Raw genomic sequence first — 21348 nt, 5'->3', positions numbered from 1 at the left:
CGCTACTATTGGTAGCGATATGAAAGCAGACTCGTCTTCGATTGACAAGGGGGCCGGGCGGCCCCGGGATCCCCGCATCGACGCTGCCATACTCGGGGCCACAGCGGATCTGCTTGTGGAGATCGGTTATTCAAACCTGACCATGGCGGCCGTCGCGGAGCGCGCCGGCACCACCAAAACCGCGCTCTACCGCCGATGGTCGAGCAAAGCCGAGTTGGTGCACGAGGCGGCGTTCCCCACCGCACCGACCGCCCTCGGCATGCCGGAGGGCGATATCGCCACCGACGTCCGCGCCATGATCGCCGCGGCAGCAGCGGTGTTCACCAGCCCTGTCGTGCGTGCCGCGCTGCCCGGGGTCATCGCCGATATGGCCGCCGACGCCGAGCTGAGCTACCGGGTGATGAGCCGGTTCACCGGATTGTTCGGCGTCGTGCGGGACCGCCTGGTACATGCGGTCGACCGTGGTGAGGTGCGTCCCGATGTCGACCCCGACCGGCTCATCGAGGTCATCGGCGGGGTGAACCTGCTGCGCATGCTGCTGGTGCCCGGATGGGAACTCGACGAAGAGTGGCTGGACCAGACCACCGCAATCGTGGTGCACGGCATCGTCCGCTGACCCAGTGCTAGGTGATCCGACACCCATCGCTGCAACCTCGTGCGTATGGTCGATGCGGTGTCCATCTTGTCGACTCCCCTCATCGCCGATGCCCTGGCCCGGCTGTTCTCCCGGGTCGTCAACCCCAGCCCAAAACCGGGTGTGCAGTTCCCGGACATCGCCGGGCGCACCACCGAGGCCGACATCCCGACTCGGCACGGTGACACCGCCGCAACCATCTACCACCCGGTCGGCGAGCCCGCCGGGGTGTACGTCAACATCCACGGCGGCGGCTTCGTCGTCGGACACCGGGAACAGGACGATCCATGGTGCCGCTTCCTGGCGGCCCGCGCCGACGTCACCGTGGTTAACACCGACTATCTGCTCGCTCCCGACTGTCGATTCCCGACCCCCGTCGAGCAGTTGTACGACGTGGTGTCCTGGGCGGCGGCACAGGAGGCGGGCGACCGGCTCTGTGTGGGCGGACAGAGCGCAGGGGGCAATCTGTCGGCGGCCGTGTCCCGGATGGCGCTGACACCCGGCGGTCCGCCGATCGCGCTGCAGGTGCTGCACTATGCGCCACTGGACCTGGTGACGGCGACGGGACGCAAGCGGTCGCCGCTGGGCGGCAAGGCCATCATGAAACCATGGATGGGAGAGGTGTTCGACACCGCTTACATTCCCGACCAGAAGCGCCGCCGCGATCCGCTGGCCTCGCCGGCGTGGGGTGACAACGCCGACGAGATCGCCGGTATTGCACGGGCTTTGGTGATCACATGCGAGTACGACAGGCTTCGCGACGAGGCGGCCGCCTACGCCAAGAGCCTGGACGCGGTCGGTGCGCTCGCCGACTACGTCGAGGTGCCCGCCGTCGACCACGGCTACAACATCATGAGCGACGCCACCGAGGTCACCCGTGGCATGTACGAGCTGATCGCCGGGCAGGTACGCCAGGCCGTCAACCGGTGAACTGCTGGCCGTTGACCAGGTCCAGCAGGGGTTGGGGCAGCGCGCCGAGCGCGAAAGTCACGGCCGCGGTGATGGTCACGGTCACCGTGCTGAGCATGCTGGGGACCACCACGACGGGTGGGTTCTCGGGCGGATCCGTGAAGAACATCAACACGATGACGCGCACGTAGAAGTACGCTGCCACGGCACTGGCGACCACACCGACGATCACCAGCGGAGCGGCTCCGCCCTCGGCGGCGGCCTTGAACACCGCGAACTTGGCCACGAAGCCACTGGTCAGCGGGATACCCGCGAATGCCAGCAGAAACAGCGAAAAGACCACGCTCACCAGGGGATAACGACGGCCCAGCCCGGCCCACTGGGACAGAGTGGTGGCCTCTTCGCCGTCGGCGTTGCGTACCAGGCCGGCGAGCGCGAACGCGCCCAAGGTGCTGAAACCGTAGGCGAACAGATAGAACAGTGTCGCCGACAGTCCGGCACCGTTGAGGGCGATCACCCCGGTGAGGATGAACCCGGCATGCGCCACCGAGGAATACGCCAGCATCCGCTTGACATCGCTCTGGGAGATGGCGGTGATGGTGCCGACTGCCATGGTGAGGATGGCGATGACCCACAGCACTGGACGCCAGTCATGCGCCAGGCCGGGCAGCGCCACATAGAAGATCCGCAACATCGCCCCGAACGCGGCGATCTTGGTGGCCGCCGCCATGAACGCCGTCACCGGCGTCGGGGCGCCCTGATAGACATCGGGAATCCACGAATGAAACGGCACCGCACCCACTTTGAACAACACCCCGACCGACACCAGGGCCACCCCGACCACCGCCATCGAGGTGTCCCCGCCGGTGGTCACCGCGGCGGCGATCCCACCGAGGCTGAAGCCGCCGGAGAACCCGTACAGCATCGCGATCCCGTACAGGAAGAATGCCGACGAGAACGCACCCAGCAGAAAGTACTTCAGCGCGGCTTCCTGGGACAGCAGCCGTCGCCGGCGTGCCAGCCCGCACATCAAGTACAGCGGCAGGGAGAACACCTCGAGCGCGACGAACATGGTCAGCAGGTCGTCGGCGGCCGGGAACAACATCATCCCTGCCACGGCGAACATCGTGAGCGGGAAGACCTCCGTCTGGGCGACAAAGAATTTCGGGCTGGCTTTGTCCGCGATTTTCTCCGCGACGCTGCCCGGAACCGCCGCGGCTTGCGGGGTGAACGCGTCCAGACCGAGCCCCCCTGGTCCTTCTGTGGCGGGTATCCGCCGCTCGGCGATCAGAAGCGTGCCGAGGATACCGATGAGCAGCAGCGTGCCCTGGAGGAACAGTGCCGGTCGGTCCAGCGCGACAGCGCCGACCGCCGCCGGGCCGCCCGCGCCGTTGAGGGACAGTGTCACCAGTACCACCGCTGCCAGCGCGGCCAGTTGACCGCCCACGGCGAGCACCAGTTGGGTGGCGTACCGGACACCGCGCGGCAGGAACGCTTCCACCAGAACGCCCGCCACCGCCACCCCGAGCACGATGAGCATCGGTGACAGCTGGAAGTACTCGATGGACGGTGCCGGAGAGAGCGAAGCGACCGGAAATGGACCAGGCAGTGTCATCGGTGCGAGCCCTCCGCGGTCGGGACGGGATCCTGCTGATGAATCGTGCGCAGGGTGTGGTCGACGGCCGGATTGATGACATCCAGCGCGGGCTTCGGGTAGATACCCAGCACCAGCAGCAGCGCGATCAGCGGCGCCACCACGATCAGTTCCCGCGGCACCAGATCGCGCAACCGCTCGTTGCCGTCCTTCACCGGTCCCGTCATCATCCGCTGGTACGCCCACAGGATGTAGATCGCAGACAACACCAGTGCACTCACCGCGAACACCGCGATCGCCGGGTATCGGGTGAATGTGCCGATCAACACCAGGAATTCGGAGATGAACGGCGCCAGCCCGGGCAGCGACAGGGTGGCCAGTCCCGCGACCAGGAAGGTTCCGGCCAGCACCGGGGCCACCTTCTGCACACCACCGAAGTCGGCGATGAGCCGCGAACCCCGGCGTGACACCAGGAATCCGGCGATCAGGAACAGTGCCGCCGTGGAGATGCCGTGGTTGACCATGTAGAGCGTGGACCCGGACTGGCCCTGGCTGGTCATCACGAAGATACCCAGGATGATGAACCCGAAGTGGGAGATCGACGTGTAGGCGATCAGCCGCATGACATCGGTCTGACCGATCGCCACGACGGCGCCGTAGACGATGCCGATCACCGCGAGGGTGATGATCAACGGCCGGAACGTCATCGACGCGTCGGGGAACAGTTGCAGGCAGTACCGCAGCATGCCGAAGGTGCCGACCTTGTCGACGACGGCCATCATCAGCACCGCCGTCGCCGGGGTGGCCTCGACGGCGGCATCCGGCAGCCAGCGGTGGAACGGCCACAGCGGGGCCTTCACCGCGAAGGCGAACATGAATCCGAGGAACAGGGCATTGAGCACGGCGGGGCTGGCGCCGAGTTCGCCGCGGGAGACCGCACCGACGATGGCCCGGAAGTCGAACGTCCCTCCGAGGGCATCGGTGGTCACCACGTACAGTCCGATCACCCCGGCCAGCATGATGAGCCCGCCGAACAGGTTGTACAGCAGGAACTTCACCGCCGCGGCGCTCCTGCCGACGCCACCGAACCCGCCGATCAGGAAGTACATCGGGATGAGCATGGCCTCGAAGAACACGTAGAACAGCAGCACGTCGAGGGCGACCAGTGAGATCAGCACCATGCCTTCGACAGCGAGGGTCAGTGCCAGATAACTCTGGGTGGAACGTATCCCGAAGCGGGTCTCGTCCCCGGCAGGTGATTCTCCCGCCGCTCCGCCCCCGGTGTTCCAGCCTGCGATCAACAGCAGCGGCACCAACACCGCGGTCAGCACCACCAGGGCCAGCGCGATCCCGTCGACACCGAGGATGTAGCCGGTGCCGAAGGTCGGAATCCACTGGTGGTCCTCGACGAACTGGAACTGCGGTCCCACCGGGTCGAACCGCACCGCGAGCACGAGCGCGATGGCCAGCACCGCACACGACACCGCCAGCGCCACATAACGTGCGACCCGCTTGGCGGGCAACAGGATCACCACCGCGGCGCCGACGATCGGCACCGCCCACAGCGCGCTCAGCCAGCCGATGCCGGTCACCAGATCCTCACCACCAGGAACGCTCCGATCACCAGGGCCGCGCCGCCGAGCATGGACAGGGCGTAGGACCGGGCGAATCCGGTCTGCCAGGACCGCATCCGCCGGGAGGCATCACCGATCAGTCCGGCCAGGCCGCGGGTCACCCCGTCGACGGCGTCATCGTCGATCTCGACCAGACCCGCGGTGAGCTGCCGGCCAGGCCGCATGAACACCGATTCGTTGAACCGGTCGCCGTACAGGTCGGCGCGCGCCGCCTCGGTCAATGCCGAGCCCTGCGGCGCGGTGTCGGGAACCGGGCGCATCGCGTACATCCGGTAGGCGACAACGACACCGATCGCGACCACCGACAGGGTCACCACGGTCATGACCCACACCGGGACGGCACCGTGGGCTTCGTGGCTGCCGACCACCGGTTCCAGCCAGTGCGCCAGGTTGCCGCCGATGGCCAGCAACGCACCGGCGCCGACCGAGCCGATGGCCAGTACGATCATCGGGGCGGTCATGATGCCGGGGGATTCGTGGGGATGTTGTTCGTGTTCTTCCCAACGCTTTTCGCCGAAGAACGTCATCAGCATCACCCGGGTCATGTAGAACGCGGTGATACCCGCACCCAGCAGTGCCGCGCCGCCCAGCAGCCATCCGCGTGCCCCGCCGGTGGCGAACGCGGTCTCGATGATGGCGTCCTTGGAGAAGAAGCCGGCGAACGGCGGCACCCCGATGATCGCCAGGTACCCCAGCCCGAACGTCACGAACGTCACCGGCATGTACGTGCGCAGACCACCGTAGCGGCGCATATCGGTTTCGTCGTTCATACCGTGCATCACCGACCCGGCGCCGAGGAACAACCCGGCCTTGAAGAAGCCGTGCGTGAGCAGATGCATGATCGCCACCGCGTAGCCGGCCGGGCCCAGCCCGGCGGCCAGCACCATGTAGCCGATCTGCGACATCGTCGAGGCGGCAAGGGCTTTCTTGATGTCGTCCTTCGCGCACCCGATGATCGCGCCGAACAGCAAGGTGACCGCGCCGACGACCGTGACGGCCAGCTGAGCGTGGGGGGCGAGGTTGAACACCGGCCCGGATCGCACGATCAGATAGACACCCGCGGTGACCATGGTTGCGGCATGGATGAGCGCCGACACCGGCGTCGGGCCTTCCATCGCGTCACCCAACCAGGACTGCAGTGGCACCTGCGCGGACTTACCGCACGCGGCGAGCAGCAGCAGGAGCCCGATCGTGTTCAGCGAACCCTCGGACAATCCCGGTGCCGCCCCGAAAACGCCGGCGTACGAGACGGTTCCGGCCGTACTGAACATCACCATCAGCGCCAGCGCCAGGCCCATGTCGCCGACCCGGTTGACGATGAACGCCTTCTTGGCGGCGGTCGCCGCCGACGGCTTGTACGACCAGAACCCGATCAGCAGGTAGGACGCCAAGCCGACACCTTCCCACCCCATGTACAGGCCCAGGTAGTTGTCGGCCAGGACCAGCAGCAGCATCGCCGCGACGAACAGGTTGAGGTAGGCGAAAAACCTTCTACGATCGGGATCGTGGCTCATGTAGCCGATGGAGTACAGGTGGATCAGCGAACCCACCCCGGTGATCAGCAGCACGAAACAGATGGACAGCGCGTCGACTTGCAGACCGAAGTCGACGTGCAGCGCCCCGACCGGTACCCAGGAGAACAGGGTCTGCTGGATCACCCGGTCATCGGCATCGCGGCCGAGCAGATCGGCGAACAGCACCACGCCCACAAGGAATGACGCCAGGGCCGTCGCGCAACCCAGCAGGTGACCCCAGCTGTCGGTGGCCCTGCCCCCGAGCAGCAGCACGGCCGCACCGGCCAGGGGGAGGGCGATCAGCAGCCAGGTCATCAGTACCGTCTCTTCTTCGCGCAGGCGCTCATCAGTTCCTCAGCAGACTGGCCGCGTCCACGGAGGCCGATCGCCGGGCCCGGAAGATCGTCATGATGATGGCCAGGCCCACCACCACCTCACACGCGGCGACCACCATGGTGAAAAACGCCACCACCTGCCCGTCGAGGTGACCATGCATCCGGGAGAGGGTGACGAAGGCCAGGTTCGCCGCGTTGAGCATCAGTTCGACGCACATGAACATGACGATCGCGTTGCGGCGCAACAGCACCCCGGTCGCGCCGATGGTGAACAGCAGGGCCGACAGATACAGGTAGTTCGCGGGATTCATCACTTGCTCCCGTCCCGCGGAACCAGAATGGTGCTGACCGACGTCCGGGCCGCGGTGCCGTCGGGCAGCCGGGCCGGGACATCCACGGCGTTGTGCCGCGCGTACACTCCGGGGCTGGGCAGTGTGGTCGGATAACCGCCCGGCCCGAACCGCTCGATCGCCAGCTCGCGCTGGGTTTTGCGGCGGTCGAACCGTTCCCGGTGCGCCAGTACCATCGCGCCCAGGGTGGCGGTGATCAGCAGCGCGCTGGTGAGCTCGAACGCCCAGACATAGCGGGTGAAGATCAGGGCGGCCAGACCCTCGACGTTGCCGCCCCGGTTCGCGGCATCGAGCCCCGCGAATCCGTTCACCGCGACGTTGCCGATCCCGCCGATCAGCAGTACCCCGAAGCCGATACCGGCCACGATGGCCGCAACCCGTTGCCCGCGAATGGTTTCCACCAGCGACTCCGAGGTATCGACACCGATCAGCATGAGTACGAACAAGAACAGCATCATCACCGCACCGGTGTAGACGACAACCTGGACGATCCCGAGGAACACGGCGTCCTGCGCGATATAGAGCACCGCGAGGTTGATCATCGTGATCGCCAGGAACAGTGCCGAGTACACCGCTTTGGTGGCGGCCACCACCCCGATCGCACCGAGGACGGCCAGGGTGCCGACGATCCAGAAGGTGACGGCCTCGGTGGTCGAGGTCTGTGCCAGGCCCTCGGAGAGCAGCGTCGCGTTCATCGGGTCGGGACCTTCGGAATGCCGAGGCCTGTCGCGGTGATGTTGCCGCGGTAGTAGTCCTCGTCGGTGCTGCCGGGCGCCATCTCGTGCGGCGGGACGGTCATCTCGGGTGTGAGCGGGGCCAGCAGTTTGTCCTTGCCGTAGATCAGGTCGGCACGGTTGTCATCGGCCATCTCGTAGTCGTTGGTCATGGTCAGCGCCCGGGTGGGGCAGGCCTCGATGCACAACCCACACCCGATACAGCGCAGGTAGTTGATCTGGTACACCCGTCCGTACCGCTCGCCGGGTGAGAAGCGTTGTCCCTCGGTGTTGTCCGCGCCTTCGACGAAGATCGCATCGGCCGGACACGCCCATGCGCACAGTTCGCAGCCGATGCATTTCTCCAGGCCGTCGGCATACCTGTTGAGCTGGTGGCGGCCGTGATAGCGCGCTGCCACCGGACCGGGATGTTCGGGGTACTGCTCGGTGATCGGCTTGGTGAACATCGTCTTGAAGGTGACACCGAACCCGGCCAGTGCATCGCCGACCTTAGACATCTGCGGCCTCCTTGTGCGGTAGCGGCGGCACCGGGAAGGCCCCGGTGTCAGGGGGTGGGGTCGGCGCCGCGATGTTGTGCCGCAGTGCATTCCACACCAGTAGAAGCAGGGCGGCGGCCGCGATGACGCCGACGCTGACCACCGCGGTCATCCACGACGGGGAGCCTTGGGCCCGCAACTCGTGGGTGACGGCGACGACGACGATCCAGCCCAGGGACAGCGGGATGAGGATCTTCCAGCCCAGCGCCATGAACTGGTCGTAGCGCAGCCTGGGCAAGGTGGCACGCAGCCAGATGTAGAAGAACAGGAAGGTCCACACCTTCGCGACGAACCACAGCAGTGGCCACCACCAGGAGTTCGCGCCGTCGATCATGTTGAACGGGAACGGTGCGTGCCAGCCACCGAGGAACATCGTGGTGGCCAGGGCCGACACCGTGGTCATGTTGACGTACTCGGCGAGCATGAACATCGCGAACTTCAGCGACGAGTACTCGGTGTGGAACCCGCCCACCAGTTCACCTTCGGCCTCCGGCAGGTCGAACGGCGCCCGGTTGGTCTCGCCGACCATCGAGGTGACGTAGACCAGGAATGACGGCAGGAGCAGGAAGACGTACCAGGTGTCGTGCTGGGCGGCCACGATACCCGAGGTCGACATGGTGCCCGCGTACAGGAACACCGCGGCGAAGGACAGTGCCATCGCGATCTCGTAGGAGATCACCTGGGCGCTGGAACGCAAACCACCCAGCAGCGGGTAGGTCGAGCCAGAAGCCCAGCCGGCCAGCACGATGCCGTACACCCCGATGGAGGTGACCGCCAGCACGTAGAGCACCGCCACCGGCAGGTCGGTCAGCTGTAACGGTGTGGTGTGCCCGAACACCGATACGTAACCGCCCATCGGGATGACGGCGAACGCCATGATCGCGGGGATCACCGCCAGTACCGGGGCCAGCAGGTAGATCGGCTTGTCGACCGCGGCCGGGATGAGCCCCTCTTTGAGCGCGAGTTTGACGCCGTCGGCCAGGCTCTGCAACAGCCCGAACGGGCCGACCCGGTTGGGGCCGAACCGCATCTGCATGCGGCCCAGCACTTTCCGCTCCACCAGGATGGCCACCAGCACGGTCAGTAGCAGGAAGACGAAGATGCCGAGCGCTTTCGCGATCACCAGCCACCATGGGTCGTGGCCGAATGAGGTCAGATCCGGGGTGTTCATACCGGCTCGATCCGCACGATGTCGCCGACGCCGGCGCCCAATGTCGTATGCACCGCCGACCCGGCCGAGTTCAGCGGTAGCCACACCACCCGGTCCGGCATCTCGGTGATCTCCAGGGCAACGGTGATCGATCCCCGGTCGGTACTGACCCGAACCGTGTCGGTGCAACCGGTTTCGGCGGCGGTGCCCGCGGACAGCCTGGCCACCACCGGGCGGGCGGTACCGGCCAGGTACGGTTCCCCGTCCTGTAGCCGGCCGGCATCGAGCAGCATCCGCCACGAGGAGAGCACGGCCTGGCCCGGCCCGGCCTCCCGTGGGGCCGGGGCGATATCCGGTGCGAGGGCCGGCTTGCCCTGCCACCCGCCGAGGCAGGCCAGTTCGGCGCGCACCCGGGGCGCGTCGGTGAGGCCGAGGTCGACGCCCACCTCGTCGGCCAGCGCGGCCAGTACCCGCATATCGCTGGTCGCCGCCGGGGGCAGGGCACCGTCGAATACGCGGGGACGGCCCTCCCAGTTCACGAAGGCGCCGCTCTTCTCGGTCACGGGTGCGACCGGGAACACCACGTCGGCGCGCTCGGTGATCGCGCTGTGGCGCAACTCGAGGCTGACCACGAAACCCGCGGCCTCGACGGCGGCCAGTGCGGCGGCCGGGTCGGGCAGGTCGTCGACGTCCACCCCGCCGATCAGCAGGGCGGCCAGTTCGCCGGCGGCCGCGGCGGCCAGGATGTCCGCGGTGTCGCGGCCCGGCCGCTCCGGCAACTCTTCGACATTCCAGGCCGCGGCCACTTCCGCGCGGGCGGCCGGGTCGGTGACCGGCCGCCCGCCGGGCAGCAGGTTCGGTGCCGCACCGGCTTCCAGCGCGCCTCGGTCGCCGGCGCGCCTGGGCACCCAGCCGATCCGGGCGCCGGTCGCATCCGCCAGCCGGACCGCTGCGGTGTAGGCACCCGGTGAGGTGGCCAGCCGCTCACCGACCAGGATGATGCTGCCCGAGGGGAGCTCGGCGCGCAGTCCGTCCAGCGCCGCGGCTTCGCCGCCCGGCGCCGCGCTGACCAGCCGGCCGCCCAATTTCGTCAGCCCGCGGCTGGCGAAGGGGGCCACGCAGACGACCGGCAGCCCGCGCTTGCGGACCGCCTTGCGCAGCCGCAGGAACACGATGGGGGATTCCTCTTCGGGTTCCAGCCCGGCCAGCAGGACTGCGGGTGCGGTCTCCAGGTCGGCGTAGGTCACCGCGAACGGCTGACCGGCCACGGCGTGAGCCAGGAAGTGCAGCTCCTCCTGTGAGCCGGCCCTGGCCCGGAAGTCGATATCGTTGGTGCCCAGCATGATCCGGGCGAACTTGGCGTAACCGTAGGCGTCTTCGAGGGTCAGGCGGCCGCCGGTCAGTACCCCGGCCCCGCCCGCGGTCAGTCCCCGCAGGGCCACCGCCACCGCTTCCGACCAGGAGGCGGGCCGTTGTGTTCCGTCGGGGTCGCGCAGCAGCGGGGTGGTGATCCGGTCGCCCTGGGTGGCGTAGGCGAACGCCCACCGACCCTTGTCGCAGTTCCATTCCTCGTTGACCTCGGGATCGTCGCCGGCCAGGCGCCGCAACACCTTTCCGCGCCGGTGATCGGTGCGCTGGGCACAGCCCGAGGCGCAGTGCTCGCACGCGCTCGGCGAGGACACCAGGTCGAACGGGCGGGCGCGGAACCGGTAGGCGGTGCCGGTCAGCGCACCGACGGGACAGATCTGCACGGTGTTGCCGGAGAAGTATGAATTGAACGGCGCTGCTTCGTCTCCTGATGCGATGCCGACCTGCTGCAGCGCGCCGCGTTCCAGTAACTCGATGAAGGGGTCTCCGGCGATCTGATCGGAGAACCGGGTGCAGCGCGCGCACAACACGCAGCGCTCGCGGTCCAGCAGCACCTGCGCGGACAGGTTGATCGGCTTGGGGTAGGTGCGTTTGACATCGGTGAACCGGGAGTCGGTGCGGCCGTTGGACATCGCCTGGTTCTGTAGGGGGCATTCGCCACCCTTGTCGCAGACCGGGCAGTCCAGCGGGTGATTGATCAGCAGCAGCTCCATCACCCCGTGCTGGGCCTTGTCGGCGGTGGGCGAGGTCAGCTGGGTACGCACCACCATGTCCGGGGTGACGGTCGTGGTGCACGAGGCGAGCGGTTTGCGTTGCCCTTCCACCTCGACCAGGCACTGCCGGCACGCGCCGACCGGGTCCAGCAACGGATGGTCGCAGAACCGTGGGATCTGGATCCCCATCAGCTCGGCCGCTCGGATCACCAGCGTGCCCTTGGGCACGCTGATCTGGTGATCGTCGATGGTCAGCGTCACCATGTCCACGGGTGTGGTGTCGCCAAGCGGCCCAGCCGGTTCGGCCAACGTCATACCCCTGCCCCTTCCGTCGCGAACACTGTCGAGGCATGCGGGTCGAACGGGCATCCGGTGCCCAGATGTGCCTCGTACTCGTCGCGGAAATACTTGATGGACGAGATGATCGGGCTGGCGGCGCCGTCGCCCAGGGCGCAGAACGACTTGCCCAGGATGGCGTCGGAGATGTCCAGCAGGGTGTCGATGTCGGTCCGGTTGCCCGACCCCGTCTCCAGCCGCTCGAAGATCTGGCTCAGCCAGTAGGTGCCCTCCCGGCACGGCGTGCACTTGCCGCAGGACTCGTGCGCGTAGAACTGGGTCCACCTGCGCACCGCCCGCACCACACAGGTGGTCTCATCGAAGATCTGCAGTGCCTTGGTGCCCAGCATCGACCCGGCCCCACCGACTCCCTCGTAGTCCAGTGGGACGTCGAGGTGTTCGGGGGTCAGCATCGGCGTCGAGGAGCCGCCCGGGGTCCAGAACTTCAGCTGGTGCCCGGCCCGGACCCCACCGGCGTAGTCGAGCAGTTCTCGTAGCGTGATGCCCAGCGGAGCCTCGTACTGGCCCGGCCGGGTGACGTGACCGGACAGCGAGTACAGCGTGAAGCCCGGCGACTTCTCCGAGCCCATCGACTTGAACCAGTCCACCCCGCGGCGCACGATCGGCGGCACGCTGGCAATGGACTCCACGTTGTTGACCACCGTCGGGCAGGCGTACAAGCCGGCCACGGCCGGGAACGGCGGCCGCAGTCGCGGCTGCCCGCGGCGGCCCTCCAGGGAGTCCAGCAGCGCGGTCTCCTCACCGCAGATGTAGGCCCCGGCCCCGGCGTGCACCACCAGGTCCAGATCGAAACCCGACCCCAGGATATCGCGGCCCAGATACCCGGCCTCGTACGCTTCGGCGACCGCGGCGCGCAGCCGCCGTAACACGGGTACCACCTCGCCGCGCACGTAGATGAAGGCGTGCCGCGCCCGGATCGCGTACGAGGCGATGATCGCACCCTCGACCAGCACGTGCGGGGTGGCCATCATCAGCGGAATGTCTTTGCAGGTACCGGGTTCCGACTCGTCGGCGTTGACCACCAGATAGTGCGCCTTGGGGTCGGCTTCGGTTGAATGGTCGCTCCGCGGGCTCCGCTCCTGGTTGATGAACGACCACTTCTGTCCGGTCGGGAAGCCGGCGCCGCCGCGACCGCGCAATCCGGACTCCTTGACCAGTGCGATGACCGCGTCGGGTTCCATGTCCAGGGCCGCGTCGAGCGCCTGGTACCCGTCGTGGCGCAGATAGGTGTGCAGCGTCCAGGATTGCGGAGCATCCCAATAGCTGCTCAGCACCGGTGTCAGGTCGGTCATCGCTCACCCCTGGCGGCCCGGAGCCCGGCGAGCGTCGCCGCACCCGGCGGTGAGGTGTCGGGGGCGCCGGCGGCCCTGTCCTCGACACCGGCCAGGATCCGCGCGGTCTCGCGGAAGGTGCACAGCGTCGCGCCGCGGCTGGGGGTGACCGGCTGCCCCGCGCGCAGATCGTCGACCAGTTCCCTTACCGAAGAAGGGGTTTGGTTGTCGAAGAACTCCCAGTTCACCATGACGACCGGAGCGAAGTCGCAGGCGGCGTTGCATTCGATGTGTTCCAGGGTGATCGAGCCGTCTGCGGTGGTCTCGCCGGCGTGTACACCGAGGTGTTCCTGCAGGATGTCCAGCAGCGCGTCGCCGCCCATGACGGCACACAGCGTGTTCGTGCACACCCCGACCAGATAGTCCCCGGTCGGGCTACGCCGGTACATGGAGTAGAAGGTGGCGACCGCGGTCACCTCGGCCGGACTGAGCGCCAATTGCTCAGCGCAGAACCGGACTCCGGCCGGCGTCAGGTAGCCGTCCTGCGCCTGGACCAGGTGCAGCAGCGGCAGCAGGGCGGAGCGCGGATGCGGGTATCGGGCGATGATCTGCTCGGCGTCGGCGCCCAGGCGGCTGATCACCTCGGCCGAATAGGATTGCGGCCCCGCCGATATCGGGGGACCGGTCTCATCGGGCCGCTGGCCCAGTCGCAAATCGATGACACTCACCTGTCCACGCCTCCCATGACCGGGTCGATCGACGCGACCGCCGAGATCGCGTCGGCGACCATGCCGCCCTCGCACATCGCCGCCACCGCTTGCAGATTGGTGAACGACGGGTCGCGGTAATGCACGCGGTACGGCCTGGTGCCGCCATCGCTGACGATGTGCACACCCAGTTCCCCGCGCGGGGATTCGACCGCGACGTACACCTGGCCGGCGGGCACCCGGATACCCTCGGTGACCAGCTTGAAATGGTGGATCAACGCCTCCATCGAGGTACCCATGATCTTGGCGATGTGATCTGGGGAGTTGCCCAGCCCGTCGGGGCCGACCTTCAGATCGGCCGGCCAGGCAAGTTTCTTGTCGGTCAACATCACCGGGCCCGGCCGTAATCGGTCCACGCACTGCTCGACGATCTTCAGCGACTCCTTCATCTCGTCGACCCGGATCAGGTAGCGGCCCAAGGCATCACAGCCGTCGGCGGTGCACACGTCGAAGTCGTAGGTTTCGTAGCCGCAGTACGGTTGTGCCTTACGCAGATCGTGGGGCAGACCCGTGGAGCGCAGCACCGGCCCGGTGATGCCCAGTGCCATACATCCGGTCAGATCGAGATACCCGATGCCCTCGGTGCGGGCCTTCCAGATGTAGTTGTCGCGCAGCAGTTTTTCCATTTCGCGCAGTTGCCCCGGCAGGTCCTTGAGCAGGTCGCGCAGTTGGGGCATGGCCTCGTCCGGAAGATCGGCCGCCAACCCGCCGGGCCGGATGAATGCGTTGTTCATCCGCAGGCCGGTGATGGTCTCGAACATGGAGAGGATGGATTCGCGGCCGCGGAACCCGAAGAACATCGCCGACATGGCACCCAGTTCCATCCCCCCGGTGGCCAGCGCCACCAGATGACTGGAGATGCGGTTGAGCTCCATCAGCAGTACCCGGATGACGGTGGCCCGCTCCGGGATGTCGTCGGTGACATCGAGCAGCTTCTCCACGCCGAGGCAGTAGGCCGTCTCGTTGAAGAATGGCGACAGGTAGTCCATCCGGGTCACGAAGGTCACGCCCTGCGTCCAGGTGCGGAACTCGAGGTTCTTCTCGATGCCGGTGTGCAGGTAGCCGATTCCGCACCGGGCCTCGGTGATCGTCTCGCCTTCGATCTCCAGGATCAGTCGCAACACCCCGTGCGTCGACGGGTGCTGCGGACCCATGTTGACGACGATGCGTTCCCCGGCGTGTTCCCGGGCGGCGGCCACGACCGCATCCCAGTCCTGACCACCGACCACGACGACGGGCGGGCCGCCGGGCGGGACGGTGGGAATGTTGCCCTGCAGCGTCATCAGTTGTAGGACCTCCGCTGATCGGGCGGCGGGATCTCGGCGCCATGGTATTCCACCGGGATTCCACCCAGTGGGTAGTCCTTGCGCTGAGGATGGCCGATCCAGTCGTCGGGCATCTCGATCCTGGTCAGTGCGGGATGACCGTCGAAGATGATGCCGAAGAAGTCGTAGGTCTCCCGTTCGTGCCAGTCGGTGGTCGGATACACCGAAAACAGCGACGGCACATGGGGATCGGCATCGGGTGCGGCGACTTCGAGGCGAATCCGGCGGTTGTGGGTGATCGACATGAGCGGATAGACCGCGTGCAATTCCCGATCCTGCTCATCGGGATAGTGCACCCCTGACACGCCCAGGCACAGCTCGAAGCGCAGACCGGGATCGTCGCGCAGCGTCTGCGCCACCGCCATCAGGTGAGCGCGCCGCACCTCCAGCGTCAGCTCGTCGCGGAACACCACGACGCGCTCGACCGCTGCCTCGAAGTGCCCAGCACCCCCGAGTGCAGTGGCCAGCCGGTCGACCACGTCGTCGAAGTACCCGCCGTAGGGACGTGGTGAACTACCGGGCAGCGCGACTTCCCGGACCAGTCGACCATATCCGGAGGTGTCACCGGATCCGTGCACACCGAACATGCCCCGGCGCTCGCCGATGACCTCCTTGTCGGTCAGCTTGTCCGTCATCGCAGCAGCCCGGTCAGTTCGATCGTGGGCCGTGAGGCCAGGGCGGCCTGCTCAGCGGCGGCGATGGCCTCGGCCCGATTCACCCCGAGCGGCATCTCGGCAATCTTGGCGTGCAGCTTGAGGATTGCGTTGAGCAGCATTTCCGGACGCGGGGGACAGCCCGGCAGGTAGATGTCCACCGGCACGATGTGATCGACACCCTGCACCACCGCGTAGTTGTTGAACATGCCGCCCGACGACGCGCATACGCCCATGGCCAGTACCCATTTCGGTTCGGCCATCTGGTCGTACACTTGGCGCAGCACCGGTGCCATCTTCTGGCTCACCCGGCCCGCCACGATCATCAGATCGGCCTGCCGCGGAGTGGCGGAGAAGCGTTCCATTCCGAACCGGGCGATATCGAAACGCGGACCCGCGGTCGCCATCATCTCGATGGCGCAGCACGCCAATCCGAACGTCGCCGGCCACAACGATCCTTTGCGGACGTAGCCGGCCACCTTCTCCACCGTCGAGAGCAGGATTCCGCCGGGCAGTTGTTCCTCTAGTCCCATGACAGACCTCCCCGTCGCCACACATAGGCGTAGGCGACGAACACCGTGAGCATGAACAGGATCATCTCGACCAGCGCGAACATCCCCAGCGAGTCGAATGAGACCGCCCAGGGATAGAGGAACACGATCTCGATGTCGAAGACGATGAACAGCATCGCCGTCAGGTAGTACTTGATCGGAAATCGCTGCCCCGTGGCCAGCTTGGCGTCCTCGGCCGGAAGCAGCGGTTCGATACCGCACTCGTAGGCCTCGAGTTTGGCCCTGTTGTAGCGGCGCGGGCCGATCAACACGGCGATACCGACCGAGCCGACCGCGAAGGCCGCCGCGATCACCCCGAGTACGAGGATGGGTAGGTAGATGTTCATAGCTCCCTCGTTGGGCTTTCGATGTGAGCTAGAACACAGCTTAGTCACGCTACCGGTCGGACCGGCGCATTTTGGCTAGGATGAAAATGACAGCTGGGTTACCACGTCCTCACCGGCGACGACGTGAAGAATTAACGGCCACAGCGCTTTTCGTGCTGCTTAGAGAGCAGCCCCGCGGAGCAGGGCTGCGACGGCCTCGCCGAGCCGGATCGGGTCGATCGGATGCGATACCGCTGCCTCGGCTCGTGACCACGTCGCAAGCCAGGCGTCATCGGCGCGGCCGGTCAGCACCAGGATCGGCGGGCAGTCGGTGATCTCGTCCTTGAGTTGCTTGGCCAGTCCCAGGCCGCCGGCCGGCGCGGCCTCACCGTCGAGGATTGCCAGATCGAACCCGCCGTCGGCGAGCTGCTGGACGACGACCGGTGCGGTCGCGACATCGAGATAGCTCAGTTCGGGCAGATCCGGGTGCACACGGCGGCCGAGTGCCGACCGCACCGCGTCGCGAGTGCGGGGATTGGAGCTGTATACGAGGATCCGGACCTGCGCGTCGGTGTCGGCCACGCCTGCGATGCTACGACTGCCGGATGAAGACCGCGGTGGCTTCGATGTTCACCGCTTCGCCCATCATTCCGAACAGGTTGCCGTCCACGCCGTAGTGCAGCCGGTTCAGGGTGGTGGTGGTCTGTAGTCGCAGCGCACCCTCGCCGTCGGCGCGGACGTGGGTGGGCAGTTCGAGCTCGCGCTGCACACCCTTGACCGTCAACTGGGCGCGCAGCGACACCCAGCCCGGCTGGGTGGCCTCGGCGGACTCGATCGAGACCGCGATGCTGGGAAAAGCCTGGACGTCGAAGAAATCCGGTGACCGCAGGTGCTCATCGCGTTTGCGGATACCGGTACGCAGCGACGCGGCGCCGATCTGCAACTGCCCGGTGACGCTGTCCTCGGTGGCCCGCGCCGATCCGCTCACGTCGGTGAACGTTCCCTTGACATGGGCCAGGCCCCAGAAGGTCGGGCTGTGGAACTCCAGCGCTGTGCGCTCGGGGTCGAGCTGCCAGTCGCCGAGCCAATCGGTATTCGTCATGACATCAACGGTGCCATATCCGCCGGGTCGAAGTACTCGTCGATCCGGGTGATGAGCCCGTCGGTCCCCACTTTGATGACGATGCAGACCCGCAACGCGATGGACGCGCCGTTGGTCGCGTCGGCGTGCAGAACGTGCTGTTGCACCAACCCGCCGTCGAAGAACTGACGGTCCAGGATCTCGTATCGCCGCGCGGTGGTGGTGTCGAGGAACCATCGGATCACCTTCAGCGCGCGCCGCCTGTCGTTGTCGTGGGTATCGCCGCTGTGCCACACCGTGACGTCGTCGGCCCACAGCGCCTCGACGCCGGGGTAATCGCCGCGCTCGATGGCGCCGAACAACCGGTTCGCCACATCGATGCTCATCTGTCCTCCTGTTGCTGGCTTACTCGCGTTCATAGCCGGGATGTGCGACGGCCAGCCTGTGCCGGACCAGCGCGTGCAGCGCAGGCAGCACCTCGTCGCCGCTGGCCCCGGACCGGATGGAGGCCGCCAAGGCGGGTTCGTCGGCGAAACCCAGTGCGTCCAGAGCCCGGCGGGGGATGTCGGCGCGGTCGTCGAGCAGTTCGCGTTCGACGGTACGCAGCACGTTGGCCGCGACGCGGGCGTGGAAGTTCACCGCCCCGCTGGTGCCGTCTCGGACCTCGGTTTCCAGGAATTCGGCGACGGCGGCCACCAGTTCGGCCGCGGTCGGTTTGTAGTGCAGATTCACGCGGAACCCTCCAACAACGTCAGCAGGTCGTATTCGGTTTCGCACACCCGTCGTCCGATGGCGGCCAGTTCCACCGAACGGGTCTGCCCGGATCGGTGCCGCTCGTACTGATAGCGGCAGATGACTCCCCAGCGCAGGGTGGCCAGCACCAGCCACCAGTGCAGGGCGGCCCGGTCGATCGCGGCGCCGCCGGCGTTCTCGTAGGCGGTGACGAAGTCCTCGATGCTGCCCAGCCCACCCGCACCGAGTTCTCTGGGCGCGCCGAATCGCCACGCCCTGATGCAGAACCACGCCAGGTCGTCGGCGGCTTCACCGATGTGGGTGAGTTCCCAGTCCAGGACGGCGGCCAGGCTGCCGTCGGCGACGATGAGGTTGCCCATCCGGAAGTCGCCGTGTGCGAGCACCGGGGCGGTCGGGGCCGGCCGGCGTTGTTCCAACCACCGGAACGCATACTCGAAGGTGGCCGTGGTGTCGCCCATTTCGTCGAGCTCGTGCCGCCAATCCGTCAGCGGATCCGAGACGGGCAACCCCACACCCTGGGGATCGGCACGGTGGATCTGTGCCAGTGCCTGCGCGCACTGCGCCAGCAGTGCGGCCCGGGAGGTGTCGTCCAGGGTGCGTGCGATCTTGCGGACGATCGTCTCACCGGCGATGAAATCGCACACCAGGTAGGGATTGCCAAGCGGCTCAACCGAGTTGGAAGCCGCCAGGACACCGGGCACCGGCGCACCGCTGGCCGCGGCCCGGCGCAGCGCCGCGGCCTCCAGTTCCATCCCGGCGTGGACCTCATCGGGTGGGCCGGTGCGCAGGATCAGCGGGCGGTCGTCGGCCGTGAACGCCCACGTGGCTCGGCTTGCGCCCCCGGTGAGCACCCGAAGATCTGCGATGCCGACGGTGCCGAGCACCGGTTCCAGCACCCCTGCGAGGGCTTGCGGATCGATCACTTCCGGCCGAACTTCAGCATCCGCTGGGCCACGCGGCGGATCTGGATCTCCTCGGCCCCCTCGGTGATCCGGTATCTGCGGTGGTGGCGGTAGATGTGTTCGAACGGTTCGTGGCGGCTGTAGCCGACGCCGCCGTGAATCTGCATGGCCCGGTCGGCCGCCTCACACACGAGTCGGTTGGCCCGGTAGTTGGCCATCGAGACCTTGTCCGAGACCTCCATATGGTGATCGCGATCCAGGTGCCAGGCCGCGTAGTACACCAGCAGTCGCACCATCTGCGCTTCGGTCTGCAATTCGGCCAGTGGCCACTGCACCGCCTGGTTCACCGACAACGGCTTGCCGAACACGATCCGGTCACCGGCGTACTGGGCGGCCCGGTCGATACAGTATTGCGCTGCGCCCAGGCTGCTGGCCGCCTGCCGAATCCTGTTCTCGTGCAGGAAGGTCTGACCGACCTCGAGGCCGTGATCCACCTCGCCGAGCACCGCGTCGGCGGGCACCCGGACATCGGAGAGTTCGACCTCACCGTGGTCGCTGGGCATGTTGAACGTCCACCAGTAGTAGGGGACGGTGAAGCCCGGGGTGTCGGTGGGTACCAGGAAGGCGGTGATCCCCACCGGAGATCCGGGGGACCCGGCCGTCCTGGCGAAAACCAGGTCGTGGGTGGCCCGGTGCACCCCGGTGTTCCAGCGTTTGGCGCCGTTGATCACCCAGTCGTCGCCGTCGCGTACCGCGGTGGTCTCCATCCAGGTGGCGTCGCTGCCGTGGTTGGGTTCGGTCAACCCGAACGCCATGGAGCGCTCGCCGGTGAGCATCGCCTCCACCCACTCGGCCTTCTGCGCCTCCGTGCCGAACCGGCTCATCATGATGACCTGCGGGAAGTTCCCGACGATCGACGATTCGTCCTGAAGGTCGTTGTGCAGCCCGAGACCCTTGTGGGCCAGGTGTTCCCGGATGACGGCCATGTCCAGGTTGCTGCCGCCGCGCCCACCGAACTCCACCGGCAGCCCATACCGCAGCCAACCCGCGGCATCGGCACGCCGGCGCATCTCGTCGAGCAGATCCTCCCATTCCCTGGCCGGCACGCCGCCGTTGTCCAGGTCGGTGCGCGCGAACTCGCGGCGCCGGTCGAAGTACTGCATGTTCTCGCGTTCCAGCGGTTTGATCTCCGCCTCGATGAACGCATCCATCTCGGCCAGCAGCCCCGGAAGATGTTCGGGTAAAGCGAAATCCACTCTGATCTCTCTTTCGTCCTTTAGAAGCCGTACAGGGTTCGCTTCCAGATCGTCGACAGCGTCTTGATCGCGTCCTGGTCGCTGATCTGCAGTTCGGATCCCGGACTGCCGACCACGACGACGGTGAAGTTCTCGAAGAGCAGCGCGATCGCGGCGGCGATGTGCTCATCGGCCAGGTCCTGGGCGTACCCCTGTTGGCGGGCCCTGCGCACCGATCCGGCAACCATGTCCATGCCGAACCGGCGGAACTCGTGCTGCACCTTGGCGAATCGCGGCTGGGTGGCGCCCAGTTGGGCGACGGCGATCATGATCCCGATGTTCTGCTTGAACAGATTCCAGTATCCGGTCACCACCGTCGTGAAGTATTCGGTGTCCTCGGGGGAGTCGGGAAGCGGAACCCGGGTGCCGGACGGTTCCACGATGTCATGCAGGAAGGATTCGGCCAGCGAGGCCAGCAGGTCTTCCTTATCGTCGAAGTAGCGGTAGAACACCGCCGAGGATTTGCCCGCCGCCGAGGTGATGTCCGCTAGGGTGGTGCCGTGAAAGCCGCGTTCGGCGAACAGTTTCCGGGCCGCCAGCTCGATGGCTTCGCGGGTCTGGCGGCCTTTGGCGGTCAGCGCTTGGGCGGGCGCCAT

General features: G+C 66.9%; 23 protein-coding genes. 2 read left to right on the top strand and 21 right to left on the bottom strand.

Translation table 11 applies throughout. The features are described from left to right. Positions 1 to 19 precede the first annotated feature (19 nt). The gene (locus tag QN239_RS23980) at positions 20 to 616 is read left to right on the top strand and encodes a TetR/AcrR family transcriptional regulator (protein ID WP_499014247.1); all 597 of its coding nucleotides are present in this window, start codon (positions 20 to 22) and stop codon (positions 614 to 616) included. Positions 617 to 673: 57 nt separating this feature from the next. Continuing rightward, positions 674 to 1564: an alpha/beta hydrolase gene (locus tag QN239_RS23975; protein ID WP_499014245.1), complete on the top strand. Its 891-nt coding sequence runs from the start codon at positions 674 to 676 to the stop codon at positions 1562 to 1564. On the opposite strand, the gene nuoN is transcribed toward QN239_RS23975, so the two are convergent. The 21 genes from nuoN to QN239_RS23870 all read right to left on the bottom strand — a co-directional run bounded on the left by nuoN (position 1554) and on the right by QN239_RS23870 (position 21348). Then, positions 1554 to 3158, bottom strand: a complete 1605-nt coding sequence (gene nuoN / locus QN239_RS23970; protein WP_499014243.1) for an NADH-quinone oxidoreductase subunit NuoN — start codon at positions 3156 to 3158, stop codon at positions 1554 to 1556. The two genes, QN239_RS23975 and nuoN, sit on opposite strands and share 11 nt — an antisense overlap. Next, positions 3155 to 4732 carry an NADH-quinone oxidoreductase subunit M gene (locus tag QN239_RS23965; RefSeq protein ID WP_499016947.1) on the bottom strand — a complete coding sequence of 526 codons (1578 nt, stop codon included), beginning with the start codon at positions 4730 to 4732 and terminating at the stop codon, positions 3155 to 3157. The genes nuoN and QN239_RS23965 overlap by 4 nt, the downstream gene beginning before the upstream one ends. Then, positions 4726 to 6600, bottom strand: coding sequence for an NADH-quinone oxidoreductase subunit L (gene nuoL / locus QN239_RS23960; protein ID WP_499014241.1), 1875 nt, complete (start codon positions 6598 to 6600; stop codon positions 4726 to 4728). Before nuoL ends, QN239_RS23965 begins: the two co-directional genes overlap by 7 nt. Before the next feature lie 31 nt (positions 6601 to 6631). Further along, a complete protein-coding gene (gene nuoK / locus QN239_RS23955; RefSeq protein WP_090356218.1) occupies positions 6632 to 6931 on the bottom strand; it encodes an NADH-quinone oxidoreductase subunit NuoK in 300 nt (99 codons plus the stop codon). Continuing rightward, on the bottom strand, positions 6931 to 7665 hold the full coding sequence (locus tag QN239_RS23950; RefSeq protein ID WP_499014239.1) for an NADH-quinone oxidoreductase subunit J: 735 nt from the start codon (positions 7663 to 7665) through the stop codon (positions 6931 to 6933). The genes nuoK and QN239_RS23950 overlap by 1 nt, the downstream gene beginning before the upstream one ends. Then, positions 7662 to 8201 (bottom strand): NADH-quinone oxidoreductase subunit NuoI, encoded by a 540-nt coding sequence (nuoI, locus tag QN239_RS23945; RefSeq protein ID WP_499014237.1) that lies wholly within the window; start codon positions 8199 to 8201, stop codon positions 7662 to 7664. Before nuoI ends, QN239_RS23950 begins: the two co-directional genes overlap by 4 nt. Next, positions 8194 to 9411, bottom strand: a complete 1218-nt coding sequence (nuoH, locus tag QN239_RS23940; protein ID WP_499014236.1) for an NADH-quinone oxidoreductase subunit NuoH — start codon at positions 9409 to 9411, stop codon at positions 8194 to 8196. Before nuoH ends, nuoI begins: the two co-directional genes overlap by 8 nt. Further along, entirely contained in the window at positions 9408 to 11786 is a 2379-nt protein-coding gene (locus tag QN239_RS23935) for an NADH-quinone oxidoreductase subunit G (protein WP_499014234.1), read from the bottom strand. The genes nuoH and QN239_RS23935 overlap by 4 nt, the downstream gene beginning before the upstream one ends. Further along, entirely contained in the window at positions 11783 to 13120 is a 1338-nt protein-coding gene (gene nuoF / locus QN239_RS23930; RefSeq protein ID WP_499014232.1) for an NADH-quinone oxidoreductase subunit NuoF, read from the bottom strand. The genes QN239_RS23935 and nuoF overlap by 4 nt, the downstream gene beginning before the upstream one ends. Continuing rightward, a complete protein-coding gene (gene nuoE / locus QN239_RS23925) occupies positions 13117 to 13827 on the bottom strand; it encodes an NADH-quinone oxidoreductase subunit NuoE (RefSeq protein WP_499014230.1) in 711 nt (236 codons plus the stop codon). Before nuoE ends, nuoF begins: the two co-directional genes overlap by 4 nt. After that, positions 13824 to 15149, bottom strand: coding sequence for an NADH dehydrogenase (quinone) subunit D (nuoD, locus tag QN239_RS23920; protein WP_499014228.1), 1326 nt, complete (start codon positions 15147 to 15149; stop codon positions 13824 to 13826). The genes nuoE and nuoD overlap by 4 nt, the downstream gene beginning before the upstream one ends. Beyond that, the gene (locus QN239_RS23915) at positions 15149 to 15826 is read right to left on the bottom strand and encodes an NADH-quinone oxidoreductase subunit C (RefSeq protein ID WP_499014226.1); all 678 of its coding nucleotides are present in this window, start codon (positions 15824 to 15826) and stop codon (positions 15149 to 15151) included. Before QN239_RS23915 ends, nuoD begins: the two co-directional genes overlap by 1 nt. Next, positions 15823 to 16377: a NuoB/complex I 20 kDa subunit family protein gene (locus tag QN239_RS23910; RefSeq protein ID WP_090355436.1), complete on the bottom strand. Its 555-nt coding sequence runs from the start codon at positions 16375 to 16377 to the stop codon at positions 15823 to 15825. Before QN239_RS23910 ends, QN239_RS23915 begins: the two co-directional genes overlap by 4 nt. Next, entirely contained in the window at positions 16368 to 16742 is a 375-nt protein-coding gene (locus QN239_RS23905; protein WP_090355434.1) for an NADH-quinone oxidoreductase subunit A, read from the bottom strand. Before QN239_RS23905 ends, QN239_RS23910 begins: the two co-directional genes overlap by 10 nt. A gap of 159 nt (positions 16743 to 16901) precedes the next feature. Continuing rightward, a complete protein-coding gene (locus tag QN239_RS23900) occupies positions 16902 to 17303 on the bottom strand; it encodes an Rv3143 family two-component system response regulator (RefSeq protein ID WP_499014224.1) in 402 nt (133 codons plus the stop codon). Positions 17304 to 17313: 10 nt separating this feature from the next. After that, positions 17314 to 17823, bottom strand: a complete 510-nt coding sequence (locus QN239_RS23895; RefSeq protein ID WP_499014222.1) for a YceI family protein — start codon at positions 17821 to 17823, stop codon at positions 17314 to 17316. After that, the gene (locus QN239_RS23890) at positions 17820 to 18188 is read right to left on the bottom strand and encodes a nuclear transport factor 2 family protein (RefSeq protein WP_499014221.1); all 369 of its coding nucleotides are present in this window, start codon (positions 18186 to 18188) and stop codon (positions 17820 to 17822) included. Before QN239_RS23890 ends, QN239_RS23895 begins: the two co-directional genes overlap by 4 nt. 19 nt (positions 18189 to 18207) lie before the next feature. Continuing rightward, a complete protein-coding gene (locus tag QN239_RS23885; protein WP_499014219.1) occupies positions 18208 to 18534 on the bottom strand; it encodes a DUF6285 domain-containing protein in 327 nt (108 codons plus the stop codon). Beyond that, positions 18531 to 19478: a phosphotransferase family protein gene (locus QN239_RS23880; RefSeq protein WP_499014217.1), complete on the bottom strand. Its 948-nt coding sequence runs from the start codon at positions 19476 to 19478 to the stop codon at positions 18531 to 18533. The genes QN239_RS23885 and QN239_RS23880 overlap by 4 nt, the downstream gene beginning before the upstream one ends. Continuing rightward, on the bottom strand, positions 19475 to 20713 hold the full coding sequence (locus QN239_RS23875; RefSeq protein WP_499014216.1) for an acyl-CoA dehydrogenase family protein: 1239 nt from the start codon (positions 20711 to 20713) through the stop codon (positions 19475 to 19477). Before QN239_RS23875 ends, QN239_RS23880 begins: the two co-directional genes overlap by 4 nt. A gap of 20 nt (positions 20714 to 20733) precedes the next feature. Then, complete coding sequence (locus QN239_RS23870) at positions 20734 to 21348, bottom strand: TetR/AcrR family transcriptional regulator (protein WP_499014214.1); 615 nt, start codon at positions 21346 to 21348, stop codon at positions 20734 to 20736.

The organism is Mycolicibacterium sp. Y3, assembly GCF_051188035.1.
In the GTDB taxonomy this organism is placed as follows: Bacteria; Actinomycetota; Actinomycetes; order Mycobacteriales; family Mycobacteriaceae; genus Mycobacterium; species Mycobacterium fluoranthenivorans.
Note: the sequence above shows the minus strand (reverse complement) of the source record. Positions and strands in the feature narration are given on the sequence as shown.